At 72.4% G+C, this 25017-nt stretch carries 20 protein-coding genes; 4 read left to right on the plus strand and 16 right to left on the minus strand.

What is annotated here, in order from left to right; genetic code table 11:
• Positions 1–186: 186 nt before the first annotated feature.
• Positions 187–591: a globin gene (locus tag ADK54_RS21840; RefSeq protein ID WP_053727428.1), complete on the minus strand. Its 405-nt coding sequence runs from the start codon at positions 589–591 to the stop codon at positions 187–189.
• Positions 592–759: 168 nt separating this feature from the next.
• On the opposite strand from ADK54_RS21840, the gene ADK54_RS21845 reads away from it, so the two are divergent.
• The gene (locus ADK54_RS21845) at positions 760–1710 is read left to right on the plus strand and encodes a methyltransferase domain-containing protein (RefSeq protein ID WP_053727358.1); all 951 of its coding nucleotides are present in this window, start codon (positions 760–762) and stop codon (positions 1708–1710) included.
• A 12-nt stretch (positions 1711–1722) separates the two neighbouring features.
• Here ADK54_RS21845 and ADK54_RS21850 read toward each other — a convergent pair whose 3' ends face one another.
• The 13 genes from ADK54_RS21850 to ADK54_RS21910 form a co-directional block, all read right to left on the minus strand.
• Positions 1723–2961, minus strand: coding sequence for an FHA domain-containing protein (locus tag ADK54_RS21850; protein ID WP_053727359.1), 1239 nt, complete (start codon positions 2959–2961; stop codon positions 1723–1725).
• Between the two features lie 148 nt (positions 2962–3109).
• Positions 3110–4468: a vWA domain-containing protein gene (locus tag ADK54_RS21855; protein WP_053727360.1), complete on the minus strand. Its 1359-nt coding sequence runs from the start codon at positions 4466–4468 to the stop codon at positions 3110–3112.
• 85 nt (positions 4469–4553) lie between these two features.
• Positions 4554–5801 carry a PP2C family protein-serine/threonine phosphatase gene (locus tag ADK54_RS21860; protein ID WP_053727361.1) on the minus strand — a complete coding sequence of 416 codons (1248 nt, stop codon included), beginning with the start codon at positions 5799–5801 and terminating at the stop codon, positions 4554–4556.
• Entirely contained in the window at positions 5798–8350 is a 2553-nt protein-coding gene (locus tag ADK54_RS21865) for a serine/threonine-protein kinase (protein WP_053727429.1), read from the minus strand. The genes ADK54_RS21860 and ADK54_RS21865 overlap by 4 nt, the downstream gene beginning before the upstream one ends.
• 50 nt (positions 8351–8400) lie before the next feature.
• On the minus strand, positions 8401–9681 hold the full coding sequence (locus tag ADK54_RS21870; RefSeq protein ID WP_053727362.1) for a hypothetical protein: 1281 nt from the start codon (positions 9679–9681) through the stop codon (positions 8401–8403).
• Positions 9682–9776: 95 nt separating this feature from the next.
• Positions 9777–10712: a glutamate ABC transporter substrate-binding protein gene (locus ADK54_RS21875; RefSeq protein WP_234392158.1), complete on the minus strand. Its 936-nt coding sequence runs from the start codon at positions 10710–10712 to the stop codon at positions 9777–9779.
• 185 nt (positions 10713–10897) lie between these two features.
• The gene (locus ADK54_RS21880) at positions 10898–12277 is read right to left on the minus strand and encodes a hypothetical protein (protein WP_053727363.1); all 1380 of its coding nucleotides are present in this window, start codon (positions 12275–12277) and stop codon (positions 10898–10900) included.
• A 176-nt stretch (positions 12278–12453) separates the two neighbouring features.
• Positions 12454–13428 carry an N-acetylglucosamine kinase gene (locus ADK54_RS21885; RefSeq protein WP_078966540.1) on the minus strand — a complete coding sequence of 325 codons (975 nt, stop codon included), beginning with the start codon at positions 13426–13428 and terminating at the stop codon, positions 12454–12456.
• Positions 13425–14690: a 6-phospho-beta-glucosidase gene (locus ADK54_RS21890; protein ID WP_053727365.1), complete on the minus strand. Its 1266-nt coding sequence runs from the start codon at positions 14688–14690 to the stop codon at positions 13425–13427. The genes ADK54_RS21885 and ADK54_RS21890 overlap by 4 nt, the downstream gene beginning before the upstream one ends.
• Positions 14691–14696: 6 nt before the next feature.
• Complete coding sequence (locus ADK54_RS21895; protein ID WP_053727366.1) at positions 14697–15584, minus strand: carbohydrate ABC transporter permease; 888 nt, start codon at positions 15582–15584, stop codon at positions 14697–14699.
• Between the two features lies 1 nt (position 15585).
• Positions 15586–16530: a carbohydrate ABC transporter permease gene (locus ADK54_RS21900; RefSeq protein ID WP_053727367.1), complete on the minus strand. Its 945-nt coding sequence runs from the start codon at positions 16528–16530 to the stop codon at positions 15586–15588.
• A gap of 7 nt (positions 16531–16537) precedes the next feature.
• Positions 16538–17875 carry an ABC transporter substrate-binding protein gene (locus tag ADK54_RS21905; protein ID WP_053727368.1) on the minus strand — a complete coding sequence of 446 codons (1338 nt, stop codon included), beginning with the start codon at positions 17873–17875 and terminating at the stop codon, positions 16538–16540.
• Positions 17876–17923: 48 nt separating this feature from the next.
• Positions 17924–19084, minus strand: coding sequence for an ROK family transcriptional regulator (locus ADK54_RS21910; RefSeq protein ID WP_420717352.1), 1161 nt, complete (start codon positions 19082–19084; stop codon positions 17924–17926).
• A 199-nt stretch (positions 19085–19283) separates the two neighbouring features.
• Here ADK54_RS21910 and ADK54_RS21915 point away from each other — a divergent pair, with 199 nt between their 5' ends.
• Positions 19284–19625 carry a hypothetical protein gene (locus ADK54_RS21915; RefSeq protein ID WP_159047869.1) on the plus strand — a complete coding sequence of 114 codons (342 nt, stop codon included), beginning with the start codon at positions 19284–19286 and terminating at the stop codon, positions 19623–19625.
• Positions 19626–19879: 254 nt separating this feature from the next.
• On the opposite strand, the gene ADK54_RS21920 is transcribed toward ADK54_RS21915, so the two are convergent.
• On the minus strand, positions 19880–20947 hold the full coding sequence (locus ADK54_RS21920) for a mechanosensitive ion channel family protein (protein WP_053727371.1): 1068 nt from the start codon (positions 20945–20947) through the stop codon (positions 19880–19882).
• Positions 20948–21198: 251 nt separating this feature from the next.
• On the opposite strand from ADK54_RS21920, the gene ADK54_RS21925 reads away from it, so the two are divergent.
• Positions 21199–21735 carry an HNH endonuclease gene (locus ADK54_RS21925; RefSeq protein ID WP_053727372.1) on the plus strand — a complete coding sequence of 179 codons (537 nt, stop codon included), beginning with the start codon at positions 21199–21201 and terminating at the stop codon, positions 21733–21735.
• A 28-nt stretch (positions 21736–21763) separates the two neighbouring features.
• On the opposite strand, the gene ADK54_RS21930 is transcribed toward ADK54_RS21925, so the two are convergent.
• Entirely contained in the window at positions 21764–24673 is a 2910-nt protein-coding gene (locus tag ADK54_RS21930) for a beta-N-acetylglucosaminidase domain-containing protein (RefSeq protein ID WP_053727373.1), read from the minus strand.
• Positions 24674–24871: 198 nt separating this feature from the next.
• Here ADK54_RS21930 and ADK54_RS46150 point away from each other — a divergent pair, with 198 nt between their 5' ends.
• The gene (locus ADK54_RS46150) at positions 24872–25015 is read left to right on the plus strand and encodes a hypothetical protein (RefSeq protein WP_159047870.1); all 144 of its coding nucleotides are present in this window, start codon (positions 24872–24874) and stop codon (positions 25013–25015) included.
• Positions 25016–25017: the final 2 nt, after the last annotated feature.

Here is a 25017-nt window from a genome sequence, read left to right on the forward strand (position 1 = left end):
TCGGCGGCTTTTAGGCCATCCCCCCGAAATGTGCCCAGATGCTTTCAGAGGGCGTGGGGCCGTGGAAACCGCTTGCCATATGAACTTGCCCGATCGTGATCGGAATGCGACCACGGACGACCGAATTCCGGTCGGAGGGGCAGTTTTCGAGGGTGTTTTCGGGCAGCTGGGGTGGTGCGGGGCGGCTCAGCCCTCGGAGTTGACCATCGAAGCGGCCGCGTACGTCAGATAGTTCCAGAGCGTCTGCTCGTGCTCGGGGGACAGTTCCAGGCCGTCGACGGCCGTGCGCATGTGGCGCAGCCAGGCGTCGTGCGCGGCCCGGTCGACCGTGAACGGCGCGTGCCGCATCCGCAGCCGCGGGTGCCCCCGGCCGTCGCTGTAGGTGCGCGGGCCGCCCCAGTACTGCATCAGGAACAGGGCGAGGCGCTCCTCGGCCGGGCCCAGGTCCTCCTCCGGGTACATCGGACGAAGCAGCGGGTCCTCGCCGACGCCCTGGTAGAAGAGGTGCACGAGGCGCCGGAAGGTCCGCTCGCCGCCGACCTGCTCGTAGAAGGTCTGCTCCGGCAGCGTGCCGCGCGGAATCTCGGTCACGTAGAACACCCTCGCAATGTCGTGTTGGCCTGCCCCGGAACGCGGCCCGGAGTCCAGGGGCCGTTCCCCGGGAAATGCAGCACGCTTCCATGGTCTCAGACCTCGTGGCCGAGGACCGGGGGCCTAGGACCGCTCGCCTCCCGGCCCCCGGCGCAGCACAGTGGACGTATGAGCGCGGACCTGGCACTGAGGCGGGCCCTGGTGCGCGGGATCGCGGCCGGCGGGGCGCTCGCCGACCCGGCCTGGCGGGCCGCCTTCGAGGACGTGCCGCGCCACCTCTTCGTGCCGTACTACTACGAGGGCGCGCCCGGCGGCCACGTCCGGCTGTGGGGCGAGGACCCGGACCCCGAGCAGCGCGAACGCTGGCTGACCGGGGCCTATGCGGACGCCCCGCTGGCCACCCGGATGCGCGACGGCGAGCTCGTCTCGTCCTCCAGCCAGCCCTCGCTGATGGCCCGCATGCTGGAGGCGCTGGAGATCGGGGACGGGGACCGGGTCCTGGAGGTCGGCGCCGGGACCGGGTACAACGCGGCGCTGCTGTGCCACCGGCTCGGCGAGGAGAACGTGACCACCGTCGACCTCGACCCCGAGATCACCGAGTCCGCGCGGACGCACCTGGCCGCGGCCGGGTACCACCCCGCCGTGATCACCGGGGACGGGGCGCGCGGCGCTCCCTCGCGGGCCCCGTTCGACAAGATCGTGGCGACCTGCACGGTGGGCTCGGTACCCCACGACTGGCCCGCCCAGTGCCGTACGGGCGCGCTGATCCTGGCCCCGCTGGCGACCGGCCTGATCCGGCTGCGGGTGACGGGCCCGGGCCACGCCGAGGGGCGCTTCCTGCACACCCCGGCCTATTTCGTGCCGCTGCGCGGCGCGGCCTCACAGAACCGGACCGTCCCCTACGCGGGCGGCCTGCCCCGCGAGAGCGTGGCGAACGAGCTGTTCCGCTTCCTGCTCGAACTGACGGCGGGCAGCCTCGACCCGTACGAGGCGCACCAGCTGTGGCGGCGCGAGCAGCGGCCCCGCCGTGAGCGGTTCGGGGTGACCGTGGACGACGGCGCCCAGTGGGCGTGGCTGGACGATCCGCAGGGGCCCTACACCTGGCCCCTGCGGGGTTGACCGGTCAGGCTCTCAGCCCCGGCGCACGGTGATCGTCGTCCAGGCGCCCACGTGCACCCGGTCGCCGTCCTGCAGCGGCACCGGAACGTAGGGCTGGATCGGCTCGCTGGAGCCGTTGACCGTGGTGCCGTTCGTCGAGTTCTGGTCGACGACCGCCCACGTACCGTCCGGCTGCTGCACGAGCACCGCGTGCTGGTGCGAGACGCCCGGGTCCTCCGGCGGCACCGACAGGTCGATGTCGGGCGCCTCGCCGGTGGAGTGGCGGCGGCGGCCGATGGTGATCTGGTTGCCGGACAGCGGGCGCTGCTGCTCGGGCGAGTACGCCGGCAGGTTCAGACCGGCCGCTTCCGGGCCGCTGCGCTGCATCATCGCCACGAAGTAGTCCCGGTCCGGGCCGATCGTGATGGCCCAGGCGGCCGGCGCGGGCGGCGGCACGGCCTGCGGCCAGTCGTCGCCCTGCTCCGGGGTGGCCTGCGGCCAGTCGTCGCCGCCCCGCTCGGGAGTCGGCTGCGGCCAGTCGTCACCCCGGTCAGGGCCGGTGGGCTGCGGCCAGTCGTCGCCGCGGTCGGGCTGCTGGCGCGTCCCCTGGACGGGCTGGGACGGCGGCGGCAGCATCCAGTCGTCGTCGGCCCCCGGCTGCTGGACCTGCGGCGGAGCCGGCGGCGCCTGCTGCTGGAAGGCGGGCGGCGGGGGCGGCCCGCCCTGGCCGCCGTTGAAGGGCCCGGGGGGCGGGGGCGGCTGCTGCTGGAACGCGTTCGGGGGCAGCTGCTGCGCGGAGCGCTGCGAGGGGTCGCCGGCCAGCGGCTCGGCGGGCCGGTTCACCTGAGAGGGCCGCGAGCTCTGGTACTCGTACGGGTCGCGCGCCGGCGGGGGCGGCGGCGGGCCCTGCTGGAAGGCGGGCGGCAGGTTCAGCCCGGGGCCGGGAGCAGGGCCGGGCCCAAGGCCGGGGCCGTTCGCCGGGCCGGGGCCCTGGTTCGGCATCGGCTGCTGCGGCGCCAGCGGCGTGTACGAGGTCGCCGTGTTGGTGAGGAAGTTCCAGCGGCACTCCTCGCAGAAGGGCGCCCCGGCCTCGCGCGGGGTGCGGCACTGCGGGCAGAGCTCGGCCTGGGAGGTGGCGTTCGGATCCCCGGGGCCCGGGTAGCCGTACGCGGGCGGAGGCGGGGGAGGCGGCGGCACGGCGCCCATGCGATGGCCGCAGATCTCGCACCAGTCGTCGGAACCCGACTGGTGTCCGTTCGGGCAGGTCGGCATGGAGTCGCTTCCCCCTCTCGTCGTCCGGCCCGGCGGGCCGCGGTATTTCGGCGGTTCTGTGTACGTGGTACTGCTTCGCGGTGCTTCTCAGTACTTCTCGGCGTAACCACGCACTATTCGGGCGTAGCCACTTCTTGTGCGCTTCTTGCTACTTCTTGACGCGAACGGTCTTGGTGGAGCGCGTTTCGAGGGTCATCTCGTCCGCTTCCGCGACCTTCGCCTTCAGTCGCACAGTACCCGTCGCCTCGTCGACGACGTCCACCACCTTCGCAAGGAGTTTCGCGGTATCCGCGTTCCCCGAGGCGGCGGCCAGCTGCACCGCCCGGCCGAGCTTCGCGGTCGCGCCGTCCACATCGCCCGACTTGCGGGCATCCAGACCCTGTTGGATGACCTGTGCCAGTTCGGCCTGGCCCGTGTAGTGCGCGACCTGGGGGTTGATGGAGGTGGAGGCCGCCATGTCGTCGGTCCACACCGCCCGCACCAGACCCTGCGAAAGGACCTGCGGCGCACCGCCCTCGCGGTCGGGCACGATCAGCGAGACGCGGGCGGCGAGCATCTCCTGGCCGATTCCGGCCTCGGGCACCCGCACGCACACGTGGTAGTCGCGGGACTCGTCCCCCCAGGAGCCGGTCGGATAGTCCCCGGCGCGCGGGCCCGCCTCGGTGTGACGGTCCGTCAACTCCTCGACGGTGGGCGCCACTTGCTTGACGAACGCGATCTCCACGCCGACCGGGGTCCACAGCCGCAGCGCGACGTCCGCGACCTCCTTGCCCATCGCGTTCTCCATCATCTGCGTGAAGTCCGCGGCCAGATTGGCCGGATCCGCGACGATGTCCGCGGTGCCGAGCAGCGCGGAGGCGATCGAGGTGACCTCCTTGACCTCCCAGTCGGTCCCCACGCCCCGGGCGTCACAGGTGAAGCGTCCGGCGCAGGCTGTCAGGGCGGAGCGCAGGTCCTCGGGCGACTCGTGCTCGTTGCGCCCGTCGGTGAGCAGGATGCCGTGCCGGATCGGGACGTCGGCCGCCCCGAGCAGCCGGTCGGCGAGCCGCAGCCAGGTGCCGATCGCGGTGCCGCCGCCCGCGCTCAGCTTGCGCAGCGCCTCCTTCGCCTGCGTACGGGTCTGGCTGTCGGCGGTGGCGAGGCGGCCGTTGCCCGGGTAGACCTCACGGGCGATGTGCGTGCCGGCGACGACCGCGAAGGCGACCCCGTCGCGCAGCGTGTCGATGGCGGCGGCCGTCGCGTCACGGGCGTTGCGCATCTTGGTCGGCGGGTAGTCCATCGAGCCCGAGCAGTCCACCATGATCACCACGGCCGCGGTGGGCGGCCGGCCGGGTATGTAGGACGGCGCGGTCGTGGCCGCCGTGAAGGGCGCGCCGCCCAGGGTGCCGCCGCCGGTGGAGGCCACCGTGACGATCGCGTTGACCTCGCGGCCGCCCTCCGGCAGGAACTCGTTCTGGTACACCTCGACGGAGAACTGCGGCACGTTGGACTTGGAGAAGTTGGCCATCGGAAAAGGCTCCTTGAGGCTCCATGGACCTGAAGTGAAAGAAGTGAGAGAAGCCGCGCAATGGGGATGCAATGGGGACGGAGGCCTAGTTGTAGGCGGATCCTGCCCCTTGCTGCTCCACCGCGAACGGCAGCACGGCCACTGTTACGTTGTCGTGGCCCCCGCCGTCCAGGGCGTGCCCGACGAGCACCTGGGCGCTGTGCAGGGGCCGTTCGGCGGCGTCCGCCGGGATGACGCGGGCCATCTCCTCGGCGGCCTCCGCGTAGTTCCACAGCCCGTCCGTGCAGACCACCACCACGCCGGAGCGGTCCGGCTTGAACGAGGCGGTGTGCGGGTCCAGTTCGTACGCGTCGGCCCCCAGCCACCCGGTGATGGCGTGGGCGCGCTCGTCGGCGTAGGCGTCGGCCTCGCTCATCAGGCGGGCCGCCACCATCTGCGCGGCCCACGAGTCGTCCTCGGTGAGCCGGGCCGGGACGGTCGTTCGGTCGTCCGGCACCCAGTACGCCCGGCTGTCCCCGACCCAGCCCACGACGAGAAGACCGCCCGCCGAGATCGCCCCGACCAGCGTGCAGGCCGGCGCGTTCTGATGGCGGTGCGGATCGTCGCCGAGGGCCTGACCCGGGTCTGCGGCAAGGGAGTTGACTGCCTCGGCGGCGGCCAGGATCGCGTCGTGCATGGCCTGCTGGGGGTGGGTGCCCTGCGGCAGGGCGGCGAGCAGCGCCTCATTGGCGGCGGCGGCCGCCGCCTCGGACGCCTCGTCGGGGCGGGTCGCCGACGACACCCCGTCGCAGACGATCGCCACGACGGCGGGCGAGCCGTCGGGCAGCGCGGTCGAGGACAGCGCGAAGGAGTCCTCGTTGCGGTGGTGGCGCAGCCCGCGGTCGCTCACCGCGGAGACCGAGCCGAGCTCCTCCTCCATGTGGTCGCGCTCGCGCGGCTGGGCGTGCCCGCAGTTCTCGCAGTACCCGTCGCCGTCGACCCGGCCGGACCGGCAGGCCACGCACACCTTGGTGCCGGGCGCCGGGGGCCGGGCGACATGGGTGGCCGGGTCGGGCTCGGCCGCGCGCGGGTCGGGCGCCGGGAGCGGATACTCGTCCACCCCGACGTCCACGGCACCCGCCGTCCCGGGCTCGTCCGTCCGTACCGCGTACGGGAGTTGAGGCTCCGGTCCCGCGGCGGCCGGGGACGCCATCTCGATGGTCGGATGGTCGAGCGGCGGCTCGGGCACGGCCGACAGGTCGTACCCGCAGGCCCCGCAGAACAGGTCCCCCGTCTCCAGCGGCTCTTCGCAGCCGGGGCAGGCGGCCGGCTGATGCGTCTGCGACATCGTCACACCCAGGTCCGGGGGCGGAATCGGTTGGCCCGTTCCACCAGGTCGATCCTTTCCTCGCCACGCTGTGCGAGCCGGGCGAGCACCCGGTACGAACGTTCCAGACCGAAGCGCAGGCCCCGCTCGTCGACTTCGCTGCCGAGCAGTGCGGTCTTCGCCTGCCCGGCGCCGGTGCTCCCCGACAGTACCCAGTCCAGAGCGGTGCCCAGGACCTCGGTCGCCAGCTGTTCACGTCGCACCGCGTCCAGACCGAACCCGTCGAGCGCCTCGACCTGGGCCGCCGCGGCCGACAAGTCCTCGATCAGCGGGTCCTGCGGGGCGCGGCTGCGCAGCCGCGCCCGGACCGCCGCGACGCGCGCCGCCGTGTAGTGGATGGAGGACTCGGGCACCGACTCCAGGGTCCGTACGGCGCTGGTGCGGTCCCCGGCGGCGAGCTGCACCCGGGCCAGGCCGAAGGCGGCGCTCACATAACTCGGGTCGGTCGTCCACACCAGGCGGTAGTACTCGGCGGCGTTGTCGAGCTGTCCGAGCACCTCCGCGCACACGCCGAGGGCGAGCTTGGGGGCGGGCTCGCCGGGGAACGCGTCGTAGATCGCGTCGAAGGACAGCGCCGCGTTCTCGTTGTCGCCCGCCGCCAGCGCAGCCAGGCCCCGGTACCAGACCACCCGCCAGTCGTCCGGGTGGTCCATCTCCAGGGATTCGAGGGCCTTGGCGGCGGACACCCGCTCGTTCATGTCGAGCCGGGCCCGCAACTCGCGCAGCCGGCGCTCGATGGAGTCGGCCGGGGCCGAGCGCAGCGCGGTGATCAGCTCGGCGGGCGCGGCCGCCATCAGGCCCGCGAGGAACCCGGCGTTGGGGTCGCTCGGGTCCACGTGCGGCACGGGCAGCGCGAGCGAGGTGCCGCGCGGGTCCAGGGGCGTGAGCAGCGGCGCGGCGTGCCCGCCGCCGATCGTGCCCTCGGCGCGCGGCACGGGGATGGCGCCCTGCGTCGCCGGGTGGGGCAGGTTCGGGGTGCTCGGGGCGACGGCCGGGACGGGCGGGGCGCCCGCCGGAACAGCGGCCAGGGCCGGTGCCGGGGCCGCCGCGAGCGCCTTGCGGGCGCGTCTGCCCACCGGTGCCACCCGCGCTCCGAGCCGCGAGACGTCCCCGTTCTGCTCGGCGAACAACTTCGTGTCCGTGACGCGCAGTTCGGTGCCGAACAGCGTCGAGAGAGCCGGCCGAGGGCGGCCCGTCTGGAGCGCCACGACCTCGCGCAGGACGCCCGTCAGCTGCTCCGCCATCTCCTGCGCGGAGGCGAACCGGCGCGCCGGATCCGGGTCGGTGGCCCGCACCAGGAACCGGTAGAACGACTCGTACTTGCGGAACACGTCGATGTTGTCGGGGTCCGGCAGGCTGTCCGCGTAGACGTTCGTGTAGCCCTGGAAGTCGAAGGTGAGGACGGCCAGGGTGCGCGCCACCGTGTACAGGTCGGAGGCGACCGAGGGGCCGAGCTCGGCGACCTCGGGGGCCTGGTAGCCGACCGTGCCGTAGATCGCCGACTCGTCGTCGTCCATGCGGCGCACCGCGCCCATGTCGATCAGCTTCAGCTGGTCCTCGGTCTGGATCGCGTTGTCGACCTTGAAGTCGCAGTACAGCAGGTTGCGGCTGTGCAGATGGCCGAGCGCCTCCAGGGCCTCGATGCCGTACGCGCAGGCCTGCTCCACGGGCAGCGGGTCGCGCTTGCCGGCGGTCGTGCGCCGCTCGTTGGCTATCTCCTTGAGCGACTTGCCGCCGACGTACTCCATGACGATGTAGCCGTCGAGCGAGCCGGTGCGCTGGTCCAGGTGCTCGACGAAGTTGTAGATCCGCACGATGTTGGAGTGCTCGATCTCGGCGAGGAAGCGCCGCTCGGAGATCGCCGCCGCCATCGCGTCCTGGTCGCCGGTGTCGAGCAGGCCCTTGAGGACCACCCAGCGGTCCGAGACCGCGCGGTCCACGGCGAGATAGACCCAGCCGAGCCCGCCGTGCGCCAGACAGCCCACCACCTCGTACTGGCCGTGCACGATGTCGCCGGCGTGCAGCTTCGGTACGAACGAGTACGGGTGGCCGCACTTGGTGCAGAAGCCCTCCGTGCGCCCCGGGCGCTCACCGCGTGAACGTCCCACCTGCGCCCCGCAGTCCGAACGCGAGCAGAACCGCTTCCGCTCGGGGACCTCGGGGTGCTCCATCACCGCCGAGCGCGGATCGGGCCGCGGCACCTCCGGCACCGACACCAGGCCCGCGCCGAGCCGGCTGCGCGCCGACGAGCTCGCCGCCTTGCCCGAACTGCGCACCGACACCGACCGCGAGGTGCTGGCGCCGGTCAGCGAGGACAGCCGCCCGGAGACCGAGCGCCGCGAGGTCGAGGACCGGGAGGTGGAGGACCGCGACGAGCGCGAGGAGGACCGCGACGACTGGGAGGACGAGCTGTGCCCGCCGCCGGTGATCCCGGTGGGCGGCGACGACACCATCCCGTTCGGTGAGACAACCGGCGCCAGCCCGCACGTGTCGCAGTACAGCTCGCCGCCGCCCATGTCCTCGTACGAACCCGCGCAACCGGGGCGCTGGCACTGGGTGTTCTCGCTCACGAATCCCCCCTCTGGTCAACGGGCCCGGGATGTCTCGGGACCAGTACGTCGGCCGCCGCCCGCTGGTAGCGGAGCACCGCCTCCTCGGCGACGCGCAGGTCGCAGGGCGCAGACCACAGCATCCGGCGGGCCGCGTCGTACCGCTCGATCAGGAGCGGATCCTCGGCCATGCCGTGCCGGGCGACCTTCGCCTTGTACGCGTCGAGGCGGCCGCGCAGCTCCGCGCGGACCGCCAGCGGCGCGGTGACCGCCGTCAACGACTCGCGGGCGCGCAGCAGTTCGTCCTCGGCCTCCCGCTCAAGCGATTCGAGCAGGGGCGAGAGCCGGTGCCACTGCGAGTGCCTGCGGTACTCGGCGGCGGTCGCCAGCTGTTCCTGGAGCGCGATCGACGGGCCGCTCACGGCGGGCACCTCGCTCGCGGCGATCTTCGCGAGGACCTCGCCGCGCGCCGACCGGGCCTCGGCCAGCGTGCGATCCGCCCGTGACAGTACATCGCGCAACCGGACCAACCGCTGCTCAGCGTCCTGCCGGACCGTCAGGACCGCGTCAATTTCGCGGCGTACGTCCTCCAGGGCGCGAGCCGCCCGGTCGTAGCGACCGGTGTCGGGGCGGCCGCCGCCCGGCGCGGAGCTGCCCGGCGCGGGCACCCAGAACGCCAGCGGGTCGGAGATCACCTGGGCGCGCAGATCGGCCAGCTCGGCCGTGATCGACTCCAGGTCGTCGCCCGAGGGATGCTCCCCGGGCCGCACGCCCACCGAGTGCGCGAGGCCCCGGGTGCGGTGCAGCTCGGCGGCCAGGAGGTCTATCCGGGCGGGCAGCGCCGACCACACCGCGTCGGCGGCCACGACCAGGTCGAGCGCGCGCGCGTACAGCTCGTTCATCCGGTTCACCAGCTCGGCGAGGGTGAACCGCTCGGTCAGCCGCGCCGGGCCCCCGGCCAGCGTCGGGGCGCTGTGCAGGGCGGCGCCCGACAGCGTCACGGACTCGCCGCGCAGCCGCTCGGTCAGCTCCACCAGGTCCTCCCGGCCGAGCCAGCGCCGCCTCGCGCGCAGCTCACGGGCGGACTCAAGGGCCGCCGTGTACGCGTCGAAGTACGCCCAGAGCAGGGAGATCGACTGCTCGGTGGACGCCCAGCGCTCCTTGGTGACGCCGGTGAGCCCGGCGCCTTCGAGGAGCCGGCGCCCGGCATGGTCCTGGAGGGCGAGCAGCGAGGTCTCGACGGCCTCGTGCTCGGCGCCGAGGCGTGCCAGCGCACGGTCCACCTCGTCCCGGTCCATGACCGGCTCCGGGGGTCCCCCGGTGGAGCTGGGGGAGGGTCCCGCGCCCATCGATCACCTCTCCGCTCTGTGGTACGACGCCGCCGTCAACTCGCTCATCCTGTCCGGTACTTGGGGGCCGGTGGCCCGGATATGCCGGGCAGGTCGGCGGCGAGCCAGTGGCGGTACGCCGTCATCCACGGGCTGTTGGCGCCGCCGGCCCGGTAGTCCACCAGGACCTGGTTGATCCGCTGCACCAGGTCGGTGTTGCCGAGCTTGACGGCGACGCCGTAGTACTCGGTGGTGAACGGGCTGCCCTTCAGCTGGACCGCCGGGTCCTGGGCGGCCTGGCCCGCGGCGAGCGCGTTGTCGGTGACCACCGCGTCCACCAGGTTCTGCTGGAGGCGGACCAGGCAGTCCAGCTGGTTGGGGACCGTGAAGTCCTGGTAGTCCGCGCCGTGCGCGTTCGCCTTCAGTGCGTCGAACGCGGTGGAGCCCGCCGCCACACAGACCCGCTTGCCCTTCAGCGAGTCGTCGAAGCCCGTGATGGCGGACGTCTTGGGGGCGAGCACCTGCTGGCCCGCCTCGAAGTAGGCGGTGGAGAACGAGGCCTGCTTGATGCGGGTGCAGTTGACCGTCATCGTGCGCACGACGACGTCGACCGTGCCGTTCTGGAGCGCGGGGATGCGCTGACTGGTCGGGATGGCGCGGTAGATGACCGCGTTCTCGTCGCCCAGGATGTTCTTCGCGATCGCCTTCACCAGATCGATGTCGAAGCCTTCGAGGGTGCGCGTCGCCGGATTGCGGTAGCCCCAGCGGAAGCTGTTCTGGTCGACGCCCGCGATCAGCTTGCCGCGCCGCTTGATGGCGTCGATGTTCGGCCCGTCCGCCGACGACGGGGCCAGGCTCGCCTCCGGGTCCTTGCAGTCGTCGGCCTTGGCCTGCACGGCCCGGGCGATCCCGGGGCCCGCGACGCCCGCCGCGCCGTCCGCGCCGCCGTGCCGGGTCAGTGGGATCAGCGCGCCCGCGGCGACCGCCAGAGCGAGCGCCATGCCGGCGACGCCGCCCCAGCCGCGCAGCCGCCCGGCCCCGCGCCGCGTGCGCCGGGCACGGCCGGGCAGGTCGGTGTCGGGGGCGACCGGGTGTGCCGGATCCGCCGAGCCGTTCGCGCCGCTCATCTCGACCCCTCTCGCCGATCCGCCGCCGGTGCCGCGTCCGTTGCCGCTGTCCATGCCGCTCACCTGTACTCCGCGAGCCGGCGGCTGATGCCGACGCCCGCGCCCGCCGCCGCGAGCACCGCGAGGACGGCCGCGCCCAGCGGCAGACCCGTCAGGGCGCCGCGGCCATCGGAGGCGGCCGTGGTGAACTCGTGCTGCTCGTGGGCGATCGCCGAGTCCAGCGCCTTGTCCACCTGGTCGAAGCACTCGCCGGTGGAGCCCGTCGCGCCGATGACCTGGGTCAGCGCGCCGTCGTAGTCACCGCTGTCGTCGGTCTTGCGGGCCGCCGTGTGGCGTTTTTGCCACTCGTCCATGTCGCCGACGGCCTTCGTGACGGGATCCTTGCCCGCGGCGTCGTCGGCGAGGCTCTTGGCCGCGCCGAGCTTGCCGGACAGCGATGCCATCTCCTTGGTGAACGACGCCTCGTACAGGTCCTTGCCGTCGTCGTTGAGCACCGCGCCCCGGGCCACCAGCGTCAGGTTCTCGTTGGCGCGGGCCTGGAGCGAGCTGATCCGGGCGTCGTTGAGGACCTTCAGGGACTCCTGGCCGTGCGCGCGCGAGGTCGACAGGTCGGAGGAGGCCACCGCGTGCCCCACCACCAGCCAGAGCAGCACCACCGTGGAGGCGGCCGTCGCGGCCAGCAGGCCGTGGTTGAACACCCGGTTCGTCCGCAGGAAGTTGCGGCGCTGGACCCACGCGAGCCCGCCGAGCGCCACCAGGCCGAGCGCGGTCGCCGCGTACGGCCACGTGTCCGCCTGGTCGTAGTCGTCGTAGAGCCGGCCCGTCTCGGCCTCGTACAGCTTCTGCGCGGCGGGCAGCAGGCTGGTGCTCATCTTCTGGTTGGCGAAGCGCAGATAGGCGCCGCCGACCGGGAAGCCCTGCCGGTTGTTGGCCCGGGCCTGCTCGATGAGGCCGTTGTAGAGCGGGAGCTGCTCGTTCATGGTGGCTATCTGCTGGGCCGACTCGGCCGAACCCGTCGTGTTCGCGGCCGCCTTGACCAGCAGGCGTGAGGCGGTCGCGATGTCCGTGTCGTACCGCTTGCGCACGTCCAGGGGCTCCTGGCCGCCCGCGAGGAAGCCGCTCGCGGCGGCCGTGTCGGCATCGGCGAGGGAGCGGTAGATGGAGGCGGCGTCCGCGCTCAGCGGCTGGCTGCGGCTGACCACGTCGCTCGCCGCCGCCGAGCGGTCCGAGATCTCCCAGGCGGTGACGCCGCCGAAGGCGACGACGAGCAGCGCCACGACCGTACCGATGATCCACAGGCGGCCGGGCTCGGTCGTCGCGGCGGCGCGCAGCTGCTTGCGGGTCTCGGCCCAGCCCCGGTGTGTGCCGGGTCGCTGAGCCGCGACCCGGGCCGCGGACTCCCGCGTCTCCGGTTCGCGCACGTTCGGCGGATTCGCCACCTGACCTCCCCCTCGGTCGCTGCCTAGGCAGTATGGCCGCAGGGACCGACAACCATCCAGGGTTGTCTGGATCTTGTTACCTGCCGTACCGCGCCCCTGGCCCCCTGCCCCACGCCCCCACCATGTATACGCGTCGGCGATCCGTTCGGTTCCACAGGGCCCCGCCCGCCTCGCGGCTACGCGTACTGGGCCCGCAGCCGCGCGTAGGCCCCGTCGGGCGCGCAGAGGTGGTCGAGGCCCAGAAGCCCCGCGCCGAGCACGGGCGACGTGGTCACCACCAGCGGCACCGCCTTGGGAGCCCGGTCCGCGAGCAACTCCCTCACCCTGTCGTCCAGTTGGGGATGCCTGGCCGCGAGCACGCTGCCGCCGAGCAGCACCGGCGTCTCCGCCTCCAGGAGCCCGAGCCGGTCCAGGGCGACCGTCGCCAGGGCCACGATCTCCTCGGCCTGCCGCTCGACGAGGGAGCGGGCCACCGGGTCGCCGGCCGCCGCGACCTCGAACAGGACCGGGCTCAGCTCGTGCCGGCGCACGGCCGGGATCTTCTCCAGGTGCAGCGCCTCGATCAGCTCGTACATCGAGGAGAGCCCGAAGTGGGCGGGCAGCGCCGCCGCGAGCGCGGTCGGACCGCCGCGGCCGTCCTCGGCGCGCGCCGCGAAGAACAGGGCCTCCTCGGCGAGCCCGCCGCCCCCGCCCCAGTCTCCGGAGATCTTCCCGATCGCGGGGAAGCGGGCGGTGCGCCCGTCCGGGGTCATGCCGACGCAGTTGATGCCCGCGCCGCACACCACCGCGACCCCGCGCGGCTCGGCGCCGGGTGGCAGCCCGGCGCGCAGGATCGCGAAGGTGTCGTTGTGCACCCGCACGGAGTCCCCCCAGCCGCGGGCCTCAAGGGCCGCCGCCAACTCCCTCTCCTCGACGGGCAGATCGGCGTTGGCCAGACACGCCGAGACGTGCTCGACCCGCAGCGGTCCGGTCCGGTGCGAGGAGAGGTAGGCCTCCTCCACCGTGGTGGCCAGCATGTGCATGGCCACCTCGACGCCCACCGACGGCGGCCGGAAGCCGCCGCCCCTGGCGGTGCCGAGCACCGTTCCGTCCGCACCGATCAGTGCCACATCGGTCTTGCTGTTGCCGGCGTCGATCGCCAGCACACTCATGCCCACGCGAGGTGCTCCCGGTTGTGCTCGATCAGCCGGTCGGTGAGCCCGTCGGCGTATGCGTACTGCCCGACCAGCGGGTGGGCGAGCAGCGCCCGGAACACCCGGTCGCGCCCGCCGCGCAGGGCGGCCTCAAGGGCGAGGTCCTCGTACGCGGTGACGTGCGCGATCAACCCGGCGTACAGCGGGTCGAGCTCGGGCACCGGCAGCGGGACGGCGCCCGCGGCGTCCACCCGGGCCGGCACCTCGATGACGGCGTCGTCCGCGAGGAAGGGCAGCGTTCCGTTGTTGTACGTGTTGACGACCTGGACGGGGCTGCCGCCGTTGCCCAGGAGCGAGGCCGCGAGGTCGACGGCCGCCTCCGAGTAGAAGGCGCCGCCGCGCTTGGCGAGCAGCTCGGGCTTCTCGTCCAGGGCCGGGTCGCCGTACATCGCGAGCAACTCCCGCTCCATGGCGGCGACTTCGGCGGCCCGGGACGGCTTGGTGCCGAGCTCGCGCACCACCTCGTCGTGCGCGTAGAAGTACCGCAGGTAGTAGGAGGGGACCACGCCGAGCCGGTCGAGGATCTGGCGGGGCAGCCGCAGGTCGTCGGCGATGGTGTCGCCGTGCTCGGCGAGCAGTTTCGGCAGGACGTTGTCGCCCTGCGGGCCGCCGAGCCGCACCCCGAGCTCCCACGTCAGGTGGTTGAGGCCGACGTGGTCCAGGTGGACCTCGGCGGGCGTGACCCGGAGCAGGGCGGCGAACTTGCGCTGGAGGCCGATGGCCACGTTGCACAGCCCGACCGCCTTGTGCCCGGCCTGGAGCAGGGCCCGGGTCACGATGCCCACCGGGTTGGTGAAGTCGATGATCCAGGCGTCCGGGTTCGTACGGCGGACGCGTTCGGCGATGTCGAGGACGACCGGCACGGTTCGCAGCGCCTTGGCGAGGCCGCCCGCGCCCGTGGTCTCCTGGCCGACGCAGCCGCATTCGAGCGGCCACGTCTCGTCCTGCTGGCGGGCGGCCTGGCCGCCGACGCGCAGCTGGAGCAGCACCGCGTCCGCGCCCTCGACGCCCGCGTCCAGGTCGGAGGTGGTCACGATCTTCCCCGGGTGGCCCTGCTTGGCGAAGATGCGCCGGGCGAGCCCGCCGACCAGGTCCAGCCGGTCGGCGGCCGGGTCGATCAGGACGAGTTCACTGATCGGCAGGGTGTCCTGCAACCGGGCGAAGCCGTCGATGAGTTCGGGGGTGTAGGTGGACCCGCCCCCCACTACTGCGAGCTTCATTCGTGGTCAGCCTTTCACTCCGGTCAGCGTGACGCCCTCGACGAAAGCCTTCTGCGCGAAGAAGAAGACGAGGATCACGGGGGCCATGACCAGTACGGTCGCGGCCATGGTCAGGTTCCAGTCGGTATGGTGCGCGCCCTTGAAGGACTCCAGGCCGTAGCTCAGCGTCCAGGAGCCCGGCGTGTCGGACGCGTAGATCTGCGGTCCGAAGTAGTCGTTCCAGGCGTAGAAGAACTGGAACAGGGCGACGGCGGCGATGCCGGGGCGCGCCATCGGAAGGACCACCTTGATGAGGGTGCGCAGTTCCCCGCACCCGTCGACCTTCGCGGCGTCCAGGTACTCGTTGGGGATGGTCATCAGGAACTGGCGCAGCAGGAAGATGGTGAACGCGTCGCCGAAGGCCAGCGGGATGATCAGCGGCCACAGCGTGCCGGACAGGTCCAGCTGCTTCGCCCAGAACAGGTACATCGGGATGATGATCACCTGTGGCGGCAGCATCATCATCGAGATGACCAGCATCAGCGACAGATTGCGGCCGCGGAAGCGGAACTTGGCGAGCGCGTACGCGACCGGTACGGACGACACCACGCTGAGTACGGTGCCGAGGCCGGCGTAGAGCAGCGTGTTCTTCCACCAGGTCAGAAAGCCCGGGGTGTCGAACACCTTGCGGTAGTTGGACCACGCCCAGTGGTGCGGGATCAGGTCCCGGGTGAGCGTCTGCTGATTGTCCATCAGAGAGGTCAGCAGCAGGAAGACGAAGGGCAGCACGAAGAACAGCGCGGCCGCGACGCCGAGCGAGTGCACGGCGATCCACTGGAGCAGCGCCTTGCGGCGGGCCACCTTGGCCGCCGGCGTGGCGGCTTTGGCCTCGGTTGCGTCGAGGGCGTACGTCATGTCACTCACCTGCCTGGATGAGTCCGCCGCGGCGCTTCATGAGGAGCGCCGTGAAGACCATGGAGAGGGCGAACAGGACGAGGGCGACCACACACGCGGAGCCGTAGTCGAAGCGCTGGAAGCCCAGGTTGTAGACGAGCTGGGGCAGCGTCAGCGTCGACTTGTCGGGGTAGCCGGGCTCGAACTGCTGGCCCGAGTTGCCGATGTGGCCGGAGGCGACCTTGCCCGCCACCAGCGGCTGGGTGTAGCTCTGCATCGCCTGGATGACGCCGGTGACCACGGCGAACATCACGATGGGCGAGATGTTCGGCAGGGTGACGAAGCGGAACTTCTGCCAGGGGGACGCGCCGTCCAGCTCGGCGGCCTCGTACTGCTCCTTCGGCACGTCGAGCAGCGCGGCCATGAAGATGACCATGAGGTCGCCGACGCCCCACACCGCGAGCAGGGTGAGCGCGGGCTTGGACCACGACGGGTCGGTGAACCAGTTCGGCGCCGGGATCCCGAGGTCGCCGAGGAGCGAATTGACCGGCCCGGTACCGGGGTTGAGCAGGAACACGAAGCCGAGCGTGGCCGCGACCGGCGGGGCCAGGTAGGGCAGGTAGAACAGGGTGCGGAAGACGCCCACACCCGTCTTGATCTTGGTGATGAGCATGCCCACGCCGAGCCCGAACACGACCCGGCAGGCGACCATCACGACCACCAGCCACAGGGTGTTGCGCAGCGCCGGCCAGAACAGCGGGTAGTCGTTGAAGACGTACGACCAGTTCTGGAGGCCGTCGAAGGTGGCCGCGCCGAAACCGTCGTAGTGGGTGAAGGAGAAGTAGACCGTGGAGATCAGCGGGTAGGCGAAGAAGACGCTGAAGCCGATCAGCCAGGGCGACAGGAACGCCAGGGTCCGCAGCATCGAGCGGCGGTGCTTGGAGCGCAGTGTGTACGTCGTGCTCATGGCGGGGCTACTTCGCCTGCGCGATCGCGGCGTCGATCTCCTGGGCGGTCTTGGCGAGCCCCGCCTTGATGTCGCCCTGCTTGCCGCTCTCCACGTCGTAGCCGAGGTTCTGGATCGACACCAGGTACTGACCGCCGTTGACGGAGGCCGGCGTCGTGGTGGAGTTCGGGTTCTGCGCGATGTCCAGGAAGGTCTTGAAGCGCGGGTCGGCCTGCAGCTTGGGCGACTTGAGGGCGTCGAAGGTCGACGGCACGTTGTGGATGGCGTTGGCGAAGTTGACCACCGCGTCGGTGTTGGTGGTCATGAACTTGACCAGTTCCCAGGCCGCGTTCTGCTTCTTCGAGGTCGCGGCGATGCCCGCGATGGTGCCGGTCAGATAGCCCTTGCCCCACGTGCCGACCTGGTCGTCGGGTACGGGCAGCGGGGCGACGCCGATCTCGAACTTGGGCTTGCTGTCCATCGCCATGCCGAGCCGCCACTCGCCGTCCAACGACATCGCGAGCTGCCCGGTGTTGAACGGGTTCGTGTCGCCGTACTCCTCGCCGAACGAGGAGCGGTACTTCTCCAGCTTGGTGAAGCCGCCCAGGTCGTCGACGAGCTGCTTCTGGAAGGCGAGGCCCTTCTCGAAGGCCGGGTCCTTGGCGATGTTCGACTTGCCGCTGGCGTCGAAGTACGTCGGCGACCACTGCGCGAGGTAGTGCTCGGTCGTCGTCTCGTAGGCGTGGTAGTTCGGCATGAAGCCGAGCTGCTCGTACGAGTCGCCCTTGGGCTTGGTCAGCGTCTTGGCGTCCGCCGCGAACTGGGACCACGTCTTGGGCGGGTCCGTGATCCCGGCCGCCTTGAAGGCGTCCTTGTTGTAGTAGAGCGCGTACGAATCGCCGAGCAGCGGCAGGGCGCACCGCTTGCCCTGGAACTGGGTGTACTCGTTCATGGTCTTGGGGAACGTCTTCGCCGGGTCGATGCCGTCCTTCTTCAGGAACGGGGCGAGGTCGACGAAGGCGTTGGACGAGCAGAACTTGCCGACGTTGTTCGTGGTGAACGAAGACACCACGTCGGGGGCGCTGGAGCCGCCCGCGCGCAGCCCCTGGTTGATCTTGTCGTCGTTGATGTCGCCGACGACCTTGACGTGGATGTTGGGGTGCGCCGCCTGGAAGGCGTCCACGTCGGCCTGGATGGCCTTGACCTCGTTGGGGGCGCTCCAGCCGTGCCAGAACGTGATCGTCGTGTCCTTGGACGCGTCGTCGCTCGTGCTGGTGCTGCTCTGGCCCGTACAGGCGGAGGCGAGCAGGGCTATGGATGCGGTCGCGGCCAGGGCGGCGGCCGACTTCCGGCGGATTCTGGGCATGGCGGTGTCTCCCGGAGAGGGGGCGGAGGGGTGAGGGGGAAGGGCGGTTCAGCGTGTGGTGTCGAAGACCTCGTCGCGCGTGGTGGCGAGGGCGGCCTCCAGCGCGCCGCGCAGTACGGGGAGTCGGTCCACCTCGCCGATGACGAGGCGGGGCCGGGAGGCGGCCAGCTCGCCGAGTTCGGTCTGGACGAGCTCGCGCAGCGGCTCGCCCCCGGCGGCGATCAGGGCGCCGGACAGCACGACGAGCTCCGGGTCGAGCACGGCGACCAGGGAGGCGAGGCCGGTCGCGAGCCCGGTGGCGAACGCGTTCAGAAGCTCTTTCTCGGGGCCCTGCCCGGCCGCGGCGCCCCGCGTGATCAGGGCGGCGGCCACCTCGTTGGGCGTCCCGGCGGGGATGCCGTCGACCCCGAGCTCCCGGGCGAGCCGGGGCAGCGCCTGCCCGCCGGCCAGCTCCTGGAAGCCGCCCGAGTTCGCCTTGGTGACATGCCGTACGAGCGGAGCGCCCGGCACCGGCAGGAAGCCGACCTCGCCCGCGCCGCCGGTGAACCCGCGGTGCAGCCGCCCGCCGATGACGAGCGCGGCGCCGAGCCCGCCCTCGTTCCACAGCAGCACGAAGTCGTCGTGGCCGCGGGCCGCGCCCAGGCGCTGCTCGGCGATGGCGGCGAGGTTGACGTCGTTCTCGTACTCGACGGGCATCGGCAGGGCGGCGGCCAGCTCGTCGAGCAGCGTGGGGGAGTGCCAGCCCGGCAGGTGGGAGGCGTAGCGCAGCCGCCCGGTGCCGGGGTCGAAGGCGCCCGGGGTGCCGATGACGACCCGGTGCACATCGGCCCGCGCGAGCCCGGCGGCCTTGACCGCGCCGTCCAGGGCGTCGGTCACCTGCCGCACCACGGAGTCGGCGCGCCGCCCGGGGGTGGCGACCTCGAACTCCCCGACGACACCGCCCGCCACATCGGCGACGGCGGCGCGGATGCGCTCGGGCGTGACGTCAAGTCCCGCTACGTAGGCGGCAGTTGCGTTGACGGCGTACAACTGGGCGTTGGGCCCGGGCCGCCCGGCCGTGGTGCCGGTGGCGACGACCAGACCCGCCGCCTCAAGCCGCGCGAGCAACTGCGAGGCGGTCGGCTTGGAGAGCCCGGTGAGCTTGCCGATCCGGGTCCGCGAGAGCGGCCCGTGCTCCAGCAGCAGATCGAGAGCGGCCCGATCGTTCATGGCGCGGAGTACGCGCGGAGTCCCCGGGGTAGTGCTACCGGCCACGACAGATCCCCCTGCCCTTCGGGCGCTTGCTTCCCCACACCACTGTTAGGAAAGTTTCCTATTCGTTGGGAGGAAACGTAGGGCGTGGGTAAGTGACACGTCAATGGCCGGGGCGCTGGCGGCTGCCAAAGCGTTACCTGCTGGGCGGGGTGGGTTGCTCGGCCGGGGTCAGCTTTGCGGGCTGCCGTCGGCACTCACTCTGCCCGCTCTCCGACAGGCCGTCGCCACCGTCGCGGCGTCTCGGCTGCCCGAATTCTTCGAAGAGCTTCAGCAGGCGTTCGTACGGGCCGGAGACGAGGACAGCGTCGTACTGATCCGGATGTTCTACCAGCGGTGGGGCGTCGTCGTGGAGATCGAGCGGTATCCGGAGCGGGCCCAGCGCCTGCACGCGGCGGAGCGTGCCGTGGACAGCCCGGACCCGGATGTGCGTGCGGCCGCCATTCTGGAAGCGGGCGAGATCGTACGCGCTGCGCATCGTGAGGTCGCGGGTGGCTGAGTAGCACTGGGCGTGCAGCCCTGATGAGCTCGGCCGGTTCCTGGGGCTCCGCCCCAGACCCCGTTCGCGCCTGAAGGGCGCTCGTCCTCAAACTCCCCCAAGGCCTCAAGGGCCAGGGGGGACCCCCATGACGGGCTGGCTGTGACATTGTGCGGCTCCGCCGCGCGGGCGCGACCAGCTCGCACGGTCCGAGGCCGAAAACGGGGTTAGGGGGCGCGGGGAACTGCGTGAGCAGCGCCCCGCCCCCGCGCCCCCTACTTCGCCAGATTCGGGTTCGGGTTAGGGATCGGCGTAGTCGCCAGCGACTGCGGGGACGTCGGGTTGGCCAGGGCCGACGGGGCGGCCACTGCTGCCGACGGGTCCGTGGCGGGCGGCTCCTCCGCCAGCGGCAGGCCGCCCACGATGCGGATGCCCGCCGCGTCCAGGGCCACCTTGATCCGCCAGCGCAGCTCCCGCTCCACGCTCAGCGCCTTGCCCGGCATGGTCTTCGCCGAGACGCGGACCACCATGGAGTCGATCAGTACCTCGTCGAGGCCCAGGATCTCCACCGGACCCCACAGGCGCTCGTTCCACGGCTCGTCCTTCGCCATGGACTCGGTCGCCTCGTTGATCACCGTACGCAGCCGCTCCAGGTCCTCGGACGCACGGACGCGGACGTCCACCCCGGCCGTCGCCCAGCCCTGGGACAGGTTGCCGATGCGCTTGATCTCGCCGTTGCGGACGTACCAGATCTCGCCGTCCGCGCCCCTCAGCTTCGTCACGCGCAGGCCGACCTCGATCACCTCGCCCGAGGCGACGCCCGCGTCGATGGAGTCGCCGACGCCGTACTGGTCCTCCAGGATCATGAACACGCCGGACAGGAAGTCCGTGACCAGGTTGCGGGCGCCGAAACCGATCGCCACGCCCGCCACACCCGCCGAGGCGAGCAGCGGGGCCAGGTCGATGTTCAGGACGCCGAGCACCATCAGGGCGGCCGTGCCCATGATCAGGAACGACGCCACCGAGCGCAGCACCGAGCCGATGGCCTCCGAGCGCTGGCGGCGCCGCTCCGCGTTCACGAGCAGTCCACCGAGCGCGGTGCCCTCCACCGCCTGGGCGCTGCGGTTCATCCGCTCTATGAGCTTGGTCAGGGCCCGCCGGACCAGGACTCTCAGGACCGAGGCGATGACGATGATCAGGAGGATGCGGAATCCGACGTACAGCCACGTCGACCAGTTCTGCTCCACCCAGCCCGCGGCCTCGGTGGCCGACTTCTGGGCGTCTTGGAGCGTCGCGGGTGTGGGCGGCGGCGATCCGTCGGCCAGGACGGCGGACCAGTTCACGGCAGGAACCTCCAGCGTTGCGGTGCCGGCCGAAGCGGCGGCAGACCCACCACACTAACGGGGCAAGAGCTGTGCTCCGTTGACGTGTTCGAGGGAGAGGGGCGCCGCGCCTGGGAAAGTAGGGGGTGTGGTCGAAAACACTTCGGGCCCGTTACCTGGACGTGGTGGCGCTTCGACCAGCCATGAGGAGAGACTGGAGAGCAGATCGTCCCGGCGCGAGCCACGCGCCGCCGGCGTAATAGGAGGCACCCGTGCCGCATGTCCTGGTCCTCAATGCGTCGTACGAGCCCCTCGGCGTCGTACCGCTCCGCCGCGCGCTCGTCCTCGTCCTCGAAAACAAGGCTGTCAGCCTTGAGGAGTCCGGCGCCTTCATGCATAGCGCGACCCGTGCCGTCGCGGCGCCCAGCGTCGTGCGGCTCAAGAGATTCGTACGGGTCCCCTACCGGGGGCCCGTTCCGCTGACCCGCCGTGCCCTGTTCGCCCGGGACGGCGGCCGCTGCATGTACTGCGGTGGCGTCGCAACCAGCGTCGACCACGTCATCCCGCGCAGCCGCGGCGGCCAGCACGCCTGGGAGAACGTGGTCGCCGCCTGCCGGCGCTGCAACCACGTCAAGGCGGACCGCCACCTCATGGAGCTCGGCTGGCGCCTTCGCCACCAGCCCGCCCCGCCCACCGGCCTCGCCTGGCGGATCATCGGCACGGGGCACCGCGACCCGCGCTGGCTGCCCTACCTCCAACCCTTCGGCGCGGACGACGCCCTGGCCCGGATCGACGGCATCTCCGCCTGACGCGATCCGGGCCCTGTCGTCCACCCGGCTATGAACCGGCTGTGACGGCGTACGCCTCGACCGACCACAGTGAATAGCCGGACTCCGACGCCCGCTGAATCCCCTGGACCCGGATGAAGCGGGCGTCCTTCGCGTCCAGGTGGACGACCTCACGCCCACCCTTCCCCTCGCCTACGGCCGCGGCCGTACGCCAGCTACGCCCGTCCGACGACACCTGCACCTCGTACCGCGCGGCACCGGCGCCCTGCCACTGGAGCGCCACCAGGCCGACCCGGGCGGGCCCGGCGAGCTCGGCCTGCCACCAGGCGGCGTCGTCGGGGAGCGAGGTCCAGCGGGTCGCCGGGTCGCCGTCGGCCGCCGCGCGGGCCGGGAAGGACGGGTCCGCGTCGCCGGAAGAGGTCGCCTTGGCGCCCGCGATCAGGTCGGGGCCGCCGGTACGCGGATAGGCCCGCACGGTCAGCGTGGTCCGCCGGCCCGCGAAGGACAGCGGCACCTCGTACGCGCCCGCCGGCGTGCCCTTCGCGACGCTCACCTCGACCGGCACGTCGGCGCTCGTGCCGCGGGCCACCGTCGTGTCCCGGGGGAGCCGCACCGTGATGCCCCGCGGGGGCTTCGCGGTCAGCGCGCCGCTCACGTCATCGGGCCCCATCGCCGCCACCGAGGCCGTGACGCGCCGCGCGGCCCCGCCGATCTCGGCGTCCGTCGAGGCCTGGTCCAGGGCCAGGTGGGCCCGCGGCTGGTCCGCGTACCAGGGCACCAGGCGATCCACCCCCGACGAGCCGCCGGACACCCGCACCGCATCGGCCCGCACGCCGTTCGCGGCGATCTGGGTCCACCCGGACGCGTCGAGCGGGCCCAGGGTGCGCCACTCGTCGCCCGGGATGTGCGCCTGGACCTCGCCGGTGGTGCCCGGCTTCGCCAGCACGGTCAGCGCCTGGACCGGGCGGCCGCCGCCGAGCCCGACCGTGTAGGCGTCCGGCGCCTCGGTGACGTTGGCCGCCGGATGGTCCGCGCCCGTCCAGGCGTCGGCCTCCCGCACCGCCCGGTCCAGGAACGCGCCCAGGACGCCCTTGCCGACGGTGACCGGGGCCCGAGCGGCCGCCTCGCGCACCGGAGCCAGGGCCAGCGAGGCCCGCCAGGCCGCCTCGCCGTCCCCGGCCGACTGGGCCTGCAGCAGATCGACGGCGAGCTCACCGGCCTGCCCGTAGCGCGCCAACTGGTCGAGCCAGGGCCCCAGTTCACCGCCCACCGCCGAGTCCGCGAGGCGCTGCGGGGCCTGCCGCATCACCGTGAACGCGGCGCGCAGCTCCTTGGCCGCCCGGTCGCGCGCCACCGCGTCCGGGCCCGTACGCGCGGTCCAGAACGCGTCCATGAGCGGGCGCAGGTACGCCGACTCGGGGCCGCCGAGCACGGAGGAGGAGTCGTTGCCGGCGAGCGCCGTCAGCGCCTCGCGGACCGACGGATCGCCGCCCGCCAGGTCGTCGACGGCGGCCCGCCAGGACTCCTGCGGCTGGTAGCCCTGCGGGTTCCACGCGAAGTCGGCGGCCGTGAACAGCGGGATGCGGGACGCGGCGGGCTGCTCCATCGCGTTGGCGAGCAGCGCCGCCGAGCCCGTCGCGACACCCGGCTCGCGGCCGGTGTAGGGGCCGAGGAAGATCCGGCCCGGCGCGTAGTCGTTGACCGGGTAGTTGTCCATCGTGACGAGCCGATGGCCCAACGCGGCGCGGGCGCCCGCGAGTTGGGAGCCGCTGATGGTGCGCGGCACGACCCCGACCCCGGTCCAGGCGACCTGCACTCCCGGAGCGAGCGCGGCCGACAGGGCGCCGCGGTACTTGGTGGCGCCGTCCTGGTAGTACTCCGTCGGCATCAGCGACAGCGGCTGCGAACCCGGGTGGGCCGAAGCCAGATGGGCGGCGACCGCGTTGGCCACCCGGGCATGCGCCCTGGCCGCGGCCTCGGGCCCCGAGCCGAACGTTTCCGCGTCCGCGCCGCAGTGCCACTCGCTGTACGAGACGTCCTGGAACTGCAGCTGGAACGCCCGCACCCCGAGCGCCCACATCGCGTCGAACTTGCGGTTCAGCCTGGCGACATCGGCGTCCGAAGACAGGCACAGCTCCTGGCCGGGCGCCACCGCCCAGGCCAGCGTCACGTGGTTGCGGGCCGCCCGGTCCGCGAGCGCCCGGAAGGCGTCGCGCTGCTCGGCGGGGTACGGGTCGCGCCACTGGGCCTGGCGGTACGGGTCGTCGCCCGGCGCGTACAGGTAACGGTTCTGCTTGGTGCGGCCCATGAAGTCCAGCTGGTCCAGGCGCTGTTCGAGGGTCCAGGACTGGCCGTAGAAGCCCTCGGTGGTGCCGCGCACGGCCGTGCCCGGCCAGTCGCGCACCGCGAGGCCCGGGATCCGCCCGTCGCCGTGCCTGTCCTTGCCGAGCAACTGGCGCAGCGTCTGCGCGGCGTGGAAGAGGCCGTCGTCGCCCACCCCGTCCAGCGCCACCGTGTCCCGCCCGGCGACCCGGCCGACCCCGATCCGGTAGCCGCCGGCCGGCAGATCGCCCCGCGCGGGCACCCGCAGCGCCCGCAGCGCGTCGTCGGCGCCGGGCCCGCCGAGCCTGAAAACCGGCCCGCTGCCCGGCAGTTGGCGGTGCAGGGTGCGCACCCCGGCCGCCTTCAGGAGATCCGCCACGGCCTGCACGGCGTACGGATCGGCGCCGGGGTCCGCGAGCAGCACCGCCTCGCGGCCGAAACCGACCGGCGACCCGGCGGGCGTCAGGGACTGTGGCCGAGGCCACACCTCGGGCAGTGGGCCCGCGTCCAGGGCAGGATCGGAGGCGGTGAGGGCGGGTCCGGACGGGGCGGCGAGGGCGCCGGGTGCGGCGCCGATCAGGCCGCCGATCACGGCGATCGCAAGCGCTGTCGCCCTCTTCCCGCGACCGAGCTGCACGGGCCACTCCTCACCTGACACTGCGTGAGCCACGAGCCCACCACCCGTCTGCCGAGGGTGTCAATGCGAGTGGCCGATCTGTCTGATATGCCTGGTGCGATGCGCGCGGTACGAGCTTGTGAGCGGCGGTACGTCTGGCGGGCCGCCCGCTGGGTAGGGCACCTCTGTCCCTGCCGTCCACCGAACCTGGAGGCCCCCGTGGTCGCCCCCGCCCCCGAGCAGCCGCTGACCAGCGAGCCCCCGATGGCCGACGCCGAGCCCCTGATCAGCGAACCCCCCATGGCCGAGACGGCTCCCCTGACCAGCGAGCCCACGCCGGTGGCCGCCGCCGCGGGGTTCTGAGG

The sequence above is a fragment of the Streptomyces sp. WM6378 genome, from assembly GCF_001279695.1.
Lineage (GTDB): Bacteria > Actinomycetota > Actinomycetes > Streptomycetales > Streptomycetaceae > Streptomyces.

Coding starts and splice junctions, on each gene's coding strand:
- ADK54_RS21905 (WP_053727368.1), bottom strand. CDS start 17,875: ATGCCCAGAATCCGCCGGAAGTCGGCCGCCGCCCTGGCCGCGACCGCA.
- ADK54_RS21845 (WP_053727358.1), top strand. CDS start 760: ATGAGCGCGGACCTGGCACTGAGGCGGGCCCTGGTGCGCGGGATCGCG.
- ADK54_RS21870 (WP_053727362.1), bottom strand. CDS start 9,681: ATGGACCGGGACGAGGTGGACCGTGCGCTGGCACGCCTCGGCGCCGAG.
- ADK54_RS21900 (WP_053727367.1), bottom strand. CDS start 16,530: ATGAGCACGACGTACACACTGCGCTCCAAGCACCGCCGCTCGATGCTG.
- ADK54_RS21890 (WP_053727365.1), bottom strand. CDS start 14,690: ATGAAGCTCGCAGTAGTGGGGGGCGGGTCCACCTACACCCCCGAACTC.
- ADK54_RS21910 (WP_420717352.1), bottom strand. CDS start 19,084: ATGAACGATCGGGCCGCTCTCGATCTGCTGCTGGAGCACGGGCCGCTC.
- ADK54_RS21850 (WP_053727359.1), bottom strand. CDS start 2,961: ATGCCGACCTGCCCGAACGGACACCAGTCGGGTTCCGACGACTGGTGC.
- ADK54_RS21885 (WP_078966540.1), bottom strand. CDS start 13,428: ATGAGTGTGCTGGCGATCGACGCCGGCAACAGCAAGACCGATGTGGCA.
- ADK54_RS21855 (WP_053727360.1), bottom strand. CDS start 4,468: ATGGCCAACTTCTCCAAGTCCAACGTGCCGCAGTTCTCCGTCGAGGTG.
- ADK54_RS21865 (WP_053727429.1), bottom strand. CDS start 8,350: ATGGGCGGCGGCGAGCTGTACTGCGACACGTGCGGGCTGGCGCCGGTT.
- ADK54_RS21895 (WP_053727366.1), bottom strand. CDS start 15,584: ATGACGTACGCCCTCGACGCAACCGAGGCCAAAGCCGCCACGCCGGCG.
- ADK54_RS21875 (WP_234392158.1), bottom strand. CDS start 10,712: ATGGCGCTCGCTCTGGCGGTCGCCGCGGGCGCGCTGATCCCACTGACC.